The 6864-nt window shown below is 54.5% G+C and carries 1 protein-coding gene, 2 tRNA genes and 3 rRNA genes; 1 reads left to right on the plus strand and 5 read right to left on the minus strand.

Annotated elements, in window-relative coordinates:
* Nucleotides 1-66: 66 nt before the first annotated feature.
* A complete protein-coding gene (locus ACGFQC_RS35695) occupies nucleotides 67-783 on the plus strand; it encodes an O-methyltransferase (protein WP_105815499.1) in 717 nt (238 codons plus the stop codon).
* Nucleotides 784-920: 137 nt separating this feature from the next.
* Here the strand turns inward: ACGFQC_RS35695 and rrf are convergent.
* The 5 genes from rrf to ACGFQC_RS35720 form a co-directional block, all read right to left on the minus strand.
* Nucleotides 921-1033, minus strand: a 5S ribosomal RNA gene (gene rrf / locus ACGFQC_RS35700).
* A 153-nt stretch (nucleotides 1034-1186) separates the two neighbouring features.
* Nucleotides 1187-4068, minus strand: a 23S ribosomal RNA gene (locus tag ACGFQC_RS35705).
* 289 nt (nucleotides 4069-4357) lie between these two features.
* Nucleotides 4358-4433, minus strand: a tRNA-Ala gene (locus ACGFQC_RS35710).
* A 90-nt stretch (nucleotides 4434-4523) separates the two neighbouring features.
* A tRNA-Ile gene (locus tag ACGFQC_RS35715) sits at nucleotides 4524-4600 on the minus strand.
* Between the two features lie 63 nt (nucleotides 4601-4663).
* A 16S ribosomal RNA gene (locus tag ACGFQC_RS35720) occupies nucleotides 4664-6196 on the minus strand.
* The 16S, 23S and 5S rRNA genes sit together here with 2 tRNA genes alongside, the layout of an rRNA operon.
* Between the last annotated feature and the right edge of the window lie 668 nt (nucleotides 6197-6864).

A 6864-nucleotide genomic window follows, 5' to 3' on the forward strand; every position in this document is an offset into this window, starting at 1 on the left:
GACTCTGACGGGGAAGGCTGTCGTTGGAGGCATCGTCGACCGGATCAATCGCGTCAAGGAACGCACATGACTTCACCCACCATCGCCCTTCTGCAGCGGCTCCACGAAGAGAGCCGCACCGAAATCGTCGCCCGCGCCCGCGCGCAATTTCAGGGATCGAACGAGGATTTTCTGTCGTTGGCCGAGGAATACGAAGCGATCGCGCCCCGTCTGCGGGGGCGGTTTCTCGAAACGTTCGGGCTGTCCAGCGACGACTTCGATTCCCCCGAAGGCAGTCCGCTATCGTTGGCCGTGTCGCCGGAAACGGGCGGATTCTTGCGCAACATGGTGCTCTCGCAACGACCGGCCAGAATCCTTGAACTCGGCAGTTCATGCGGCGTATCCACGCTGTATTTCGCCGAGGCGCTGCGCACGTTGGGCCGTGGCGTGGTCGTCGCGACCGAACGCGATGCGCTCAAGATCACGCGCTTGTGCGATCACGTCAGGACGGCGGGCCTGGATGCCTATGTCGACATGCGGGAGGGCGACGTATTCGAGACCGTCGTCGAACTGGACGGTACTTTCGACATGGTGTTCATCGATGTATGGGCCGACGCCTATCTGAAACTGTTCAGGCAGATCGAGCGCCTGCTGCGCCCGGGATCGGTCGTGCTGGCCGACAACATGTACACGGCAGAGGACGCCGTTCGACCGTACAAGCATTACCTGGACAACGACCCGCGGTTTTCGACCACTACCCTGGACTTTGAATCGGGAGTCGAATTTACGGTCGTCGTTTCTTGAGTGGGGAGTCTGTCGAAACGCTTATTCCATGGGATCTCGGGCTAAAGGACAGCGCCGCCCGCCTCGATCCCTTGTGCATTTCTGCCGCGCCAATGCAAAAACCCCCGCCTTTCGGGCGGGGGTTTCTGGCTTAGGGAGCCTGACGATTACCTACTTTCACACGGGAATCCGCACTATCATCGGCGTAGAGTCGTTTCACGGTCCTGTTCGGGATGGGAAGGGGTGGGACCGACTCGCTATGGTCATCAGGCAAAGAGGGTTGTTGCGCTGGCTTCGCAGCACAACCAATCCTGGAAGAAGCAGTAATCTTGGTTGTGTGTATCACACACGAGAATCCAACTTGTCGCTTTGGATCGCGGCCGGTGCTGTCGCACGGCGCAGATCTACAAGGCAGACTTGTTATAGGATCAAGCCTTACGGGCAATTAGTATCAGTTAGCTGAACGCATTACTGCGCTTACACACCTGACCTATCAACGTCCTGGTCTCGAACGACCCTTCAAGGGGATCTAGTCCCCAGGGATATCTCATCTTAAGGCGAGTTTCCCGCTTAGATGCTTTCAGCGGTTATCTCTTCCGAACATAGCTACCCGGCGATGCCACTGGCGTGACAACCGGTACACCAGAGGTTCGTCCACTCCGGTCCTCTCGTACTAGGAGCAGCCCCCTTCAAATATCCAACGCCCACGGCAGATAGGGACCAAACTGTCTCACGACGTTTTAAACCCAGCTCACGTACCTCTTTAAATGGCGAACAGCCATACCCTTGGGACCGGCTACAGCCCCAGGATGAGATGAGCCGACATCGAGGTGCCAAACACCGCCGTCGATATGAACTCTTGGGCGGTATCAGCCTGTTATCCCCAGAGTACCTTTTATCCGTTGAGCGATGGCCCTTCCATACAGAACCACCGGATCACTATGACCTGCTTTCGCACCTGCTCGACTTGTCGGTCTCGCAGTTAAGCACGCTTATGCCATTGCACTATCAGCACGATTTCCGACCGTACCTAGCGTACCTTCGTACTCCTCCGTTACGCTTTGGGAGGAGACCGCCCCAGTCAAACTGCCTACCATGCACTGTCCCCGACCCGGATCACGGGCCAAGGTTAGAACCTCAAACAAACCAGGGTGGTATTTCAAGGACGGCTCCACCGAAACTAGCGTTCCGGTTTCATAGCCTCCCACCTATCCTACACAGATCGGTTCAAAGTCCAATGCAAAGCTACAGTAAAGGTTCATGGGGTCTTTCCGTCTAGCCGCGGGTAGATTGCATCATCACAAACACTTCAACTTCGCTGAGTCTCGGGAGGAGACAGTGTGGCCATCGTTACGCCATTCGTGCAGGTCGGAACTTACCCGACAAGGAATTTCGCTACCTTAGGACCGTTATAGTTACGGCCGCCGTTTACCGGGACTTCAATCAAGAGCTTGCACCCCATCATTTAATCTTCCGGCACCGGGCAGGCGTCACACCCTATACGTCCACTTTCGTGTTTGCAGAGTGCTGTGTTTTTATTAAACAGTCGCAGCCACCAGTTTATTGCAACCCCTTCACCCTTCTGGCGCAAGCCAGTCAAGCTACAAGGGCGTACCTTATCCCGAAGTTACGGTACCAATTTGCCGAGTTCCTTCTCCCGAGTTCTCTCAAGCGCCTTAGAATACTCATCTCGCCCACCTGTGTCGGTTTGCGGTACGGTCATCGTTAGACTGAAGCTTAGAGGCTTTTCTTGGAACCACTTCCAATTGCTTCGCTCCCTAAGGAGCTCGCGCCACACCCTTGAATTCCGCACCCGGATTTGCCTAAGTGCCTTCTCCAATGCAGCGACCGGGACTTCCAACACCCGGACAACCTTCCGCGATCCGTCCCCCCATCGCATCTAACAATGGTGCAGGAATATTGACCTGCTTCCCATCAGCTACGCATTTCTGCCTCGCCTTAGGGGCCGACTCACCCTACGCCGATGAACGTTGCGTAGGAAACCTTGGGCTTACGGCGAGGGGGCCTTTCACCCCCTTTATCGCTACTCATGTCAGCATTCGCACTTCCGATACCTCCAGCACCCTTTACAAGGCACCTTCGCAGGCTTACGGAACGCTCTCCTACCATGCGAGCAAAGCTCGCATCCGCAGCTTCGGTATATAGCTTAGCCCCGTTACATCTTCCGCGCAGGACGACTCGATCAGTGAGCTATTACGCTTTCTTTAAAGGGTGGCTGCTTCTAAGCCAACCTCCTGACTGTTTTAGCCTTCCCACTTCGTTTCCCACTTAGCTATATTTGGGGACCTTAGCTGGCGGTCTGGGTTGTTTCCCTCTTGACACCGGACGTTAGCACCCGATGTCTGTCTCCCGTGATTGCACTCTTCGGTATTCGGAGTTTGCTATGGCGGGGTAATCTGCAATAGACCCCCCAACCATGACAGTGCTCTACCCCCGAAGGTGAGACACGAGGCACTACCTAAATAGTTTTCGGAGAGAACCAGCTATTTCCAGGTTTGTTTAGCCTTTCACCCCTATCCACAGCTCATCCCCTAACTTTTCAACGTTAGTGGGTTCGGACCTCCAGTACGTGTTACCGCACCTTCATCCTGGCCATGGATAGATCACCTGGTTTCGGGTCTACGCCCAGCAACTGAACGCCCTATTCGGACTCGCTTTCGCTACGCCTGCCCTATACGGTTAAGCTTGCTACTGAACGTAAGTCGCTGACCCATTATACAAAAGGTACGCCGTCACCCCTTACGAGGCTCCGACTGTTTGTATGCATGCGGTTTCAGGATCTATTTCACTCCCCTCCCGGGGTTCTTTTCGCCTTTCCCTCACGGTACTGGTTCACTATCGGTCGATCACGAGTATTTAGCCTTGGAGGATGGTCCCCCCATCTTCAGACAGGATTTCACGTGTCCCGCCCTACTTGTCGCACACCTAGTTCTTTCATACTGTTTTCGCCTACGGGGCTATCACCCGCTATGGCCGCACTTTCCAGAGCGTTCGGCTAACAATACAAATAAAGAGTGCAAGGCTCATCCCATTTCGCTCGCCACTACTTTGGGAATCTCGGTTGATTTCTTTTCCTGCGGTTACTTAGATGTTTCAGTTCACCGCGTTCGCTTCGCATGGCCTATGTATTCAGCCATGGATACTCCAAAAGGAGTGGGTTTCCCCATTCGGACATCTACGGATCAAAGCTTGTTTGCCAGCTCCCCGTAGCTTTTCGCAGGCTACCGCGTCCTTCATCGCCTGTGATCGCCAAGGCATCCACCACATGCACTTGTTCGCTTGACCCTATAACGAGTCTGTCTCGCGACAGTCGCTACAGGTTGAGTTCTCGCGTTGTGCCGTATTCCAATTGAGTCAAACATAGAGTTCGAATCATCTTGAGATACATCGATACAATCACAACCCGGATAACTTTCACGTCCATCTCAAGACGCTTCCGCTATCCAAATTACTTACTTCTTCCAGATTGTTAAAGAACGACAGCCGATACATACTACGTATCACTCTGACTGGCTCAATCGCCAATGCAAAATTCTCGGTTCAGTGTCTGAACCAAGCCCTTAGCGTTGGTGATTGGTGGAGGCAGACGGGATCGAACCGACGACCCCCTGCTTGCAAAGCAGGTGCTCTCCCAGCTGAGCTATGCCCCCATGAGTACAGATAACCTCAGGTACTACAGCCTATCGGCATGGGTTGCTCGTAATCGCTAAAGCGCTAACGATCACCGACACGTCAGACAATGGTGGGTCTGGTTGGATTCGAACCAACGACCCCCGCCTTATCAAGACGGTGCTCTAACCGACTGAGCTACAGACCCCTGAGTCTGTCTTTAAATTTACAGCCGATAAGCGTGAGCGCTCAACTTTGCGAGAAGCTCTGGAAAGGAGGTGATCCAGCCGCACCTTCCGATACGGCTACCTTGTTACGACTTCACCCCAGTCATGAATCCTACCGTGGTGACCGTCCTCCTTGCGGTTAGACTAGCCACTTCTGGTAAAACCCACTCCCATGGTGTGACGGGCGGTGTGTACAAGACCCGGGAACGTATTCACCGCGGCATGCTGATCCGCGATTACTAGCGATTCCAGCTTCATGCACTCGAGTTGCAGAGTGCAATCCGGACTACGATCGGTTTTCTGGGATTAGCTCCCCCTCGCGGGTTGGCAACCCTCTGTTCCGACCATTGTATGACGTGTGAAGCCCTACCCATAAGGGCCATGAGGACTTGACGTCATCCCCACCTTCCTCCGGTTTGTCACCGGCAGTCTCCTTAGAGTGCTCTTGCGTAGCAACTAAGGACAAGGGTTGCGCTCGTTGCGGGACTTAACCCAACATCTCACGACACGAGCTGACGACAGCCATGCAGCACCTGTGCGCCGGTTCTCTTTCGAGCACTCCCACCTCTCAGCGGGATTCCGACCATGTCAAGGGTAGGTAAGGTTTTTCGCGTTGCATCGAATTAATCCACATCATCCACCGCTTGTGCGGGTCCCCGTCAATTCCTTTGAGTTTTAATCTTGCGACCGTACTCCCCAGGCGGTCAACTTCACGCGTTAGCTACGTTACTAAGGAAATGAATCCCCAACAACTAGTTGACATCGTTTAGGGCGTGGACTACCAGGGTATCTAATCCTGTTTGCTCCCCACGCTTTCGTGCATGAGCGTCAGTATTGGCCCAGGGGGCTGCCTTCGCCATCGGTATTCCTCCACATCTCTACGCATTTCACTGCTACACGTGGAATTCTACCCCCCTCTGCCATACTCTAGCCTGCCAGTCACCAATGCAGTTCCCAGGTTGAGCCCGGGGATTTCACATCGGTCTTAGCAAACCGCCTGCGCACGCTTTACGCCCAGTAATTCCGATTAACGCTCGCACCCTACGTATTACCGCGGCTGCTGGCACGTAGTTAGCCGGTGCTTATTCTTCCGGTACCGTCATCCCCCGACTGTATTAGAGCCAAGGATTTCTTTCCGGACAAAAGTGCTTTACAACCCGAAGGCCTTCTTCACACACGCGGCATTGCTGGATCAGGCTTTCGCCCATTGTCCAAAATTCCCCACTGCTGCCTCCCGTAGGAGTCTGGGCCGTGTCTCAGTCCCAGTGTGGCTGGTCGTCCTCTCAGACCAGCTACTGATCGTCGCCTTGGTAGGCCTTTACCCCACCAACTAGCTAATCAGCCATCGGCCAACCCTATAGCGCGAGGCCCGAAGGTCCCCCGCTTTCATCCGTAGATCGTATGCGGTATTAATCCGGCTTTCGCCGGGCTATCCCCCACTACAGGACATGTTCCGATGTATTACTCACCCGTTCGCCACTCGCCACCAGGTGCAAGCACCCGTGCTGCCGTTCGACTTGCATGTGTAAGGCATGCCGCCAGCGTTCAATCTGAGCCAGGATCAAACTCTTCAGTTTAAACCTGTTACTGTTTTCGGTTCAGTTAAGAACCGGTCGCTCACTCAAAGCTGACAGGAATATGAATCACTTCATAAACCTGACTTACTTTAGTGTGAGACTCTTGATACTTTCGCTATCTGATCCGAGGATCAGCTCGCTGCCATCAAGCGCCCACACTTATCGGCTGTTAATTTTTAAAGAGCATTCTGCGAGGAACTTCGTGTTTCCCGGCAGCGCTGCGTTTTCAGCAGCAGAGAAGCGAGATTATGAACCGTGTTTCGCAGTTCGTCAACAACTTTTTACACTACATCGTTGCGACTGCGGGGCTCAACTTCCAGGCCGGCTGCGCGCTACAGACTCCAGCACACCGCCCACCCTGCTTCCCTTCTCCCGCGCCGCGTTTCCGTTAGCGCGAAAGAGGCGTGATTGTAGGCACCCGCTTCGATCTGCGCAAGGGGTTTCTCAAAAAATATAAGGTCCCGCCCGCTGCCGCGTGCGGGGCCTTAAATAGAAGCAGCCGAACCGTCAGGCTGCGCGCACCTGGCGCGCGACGATCTCCATATAGTGATCGAGATCCGGCGTCACCTTGCCTTCCTCCTTCGCCGTATCGTCCCAGCGGCGCAGACGCAGTGCGTCCTCCGCGAACGGGCGCTGCAGGAACGCCACCGTCTCCTCGTCACTGAAGA

This window comes from Streptomyces sp. NPDC048734 (assembly GCF_043198675.1).
Classification (GTDB): domain Bacteria; phylum Actinomycetota; class Actinomycetes; order Streptomycetales; family Streptomycetaceae; genus Streptomyces.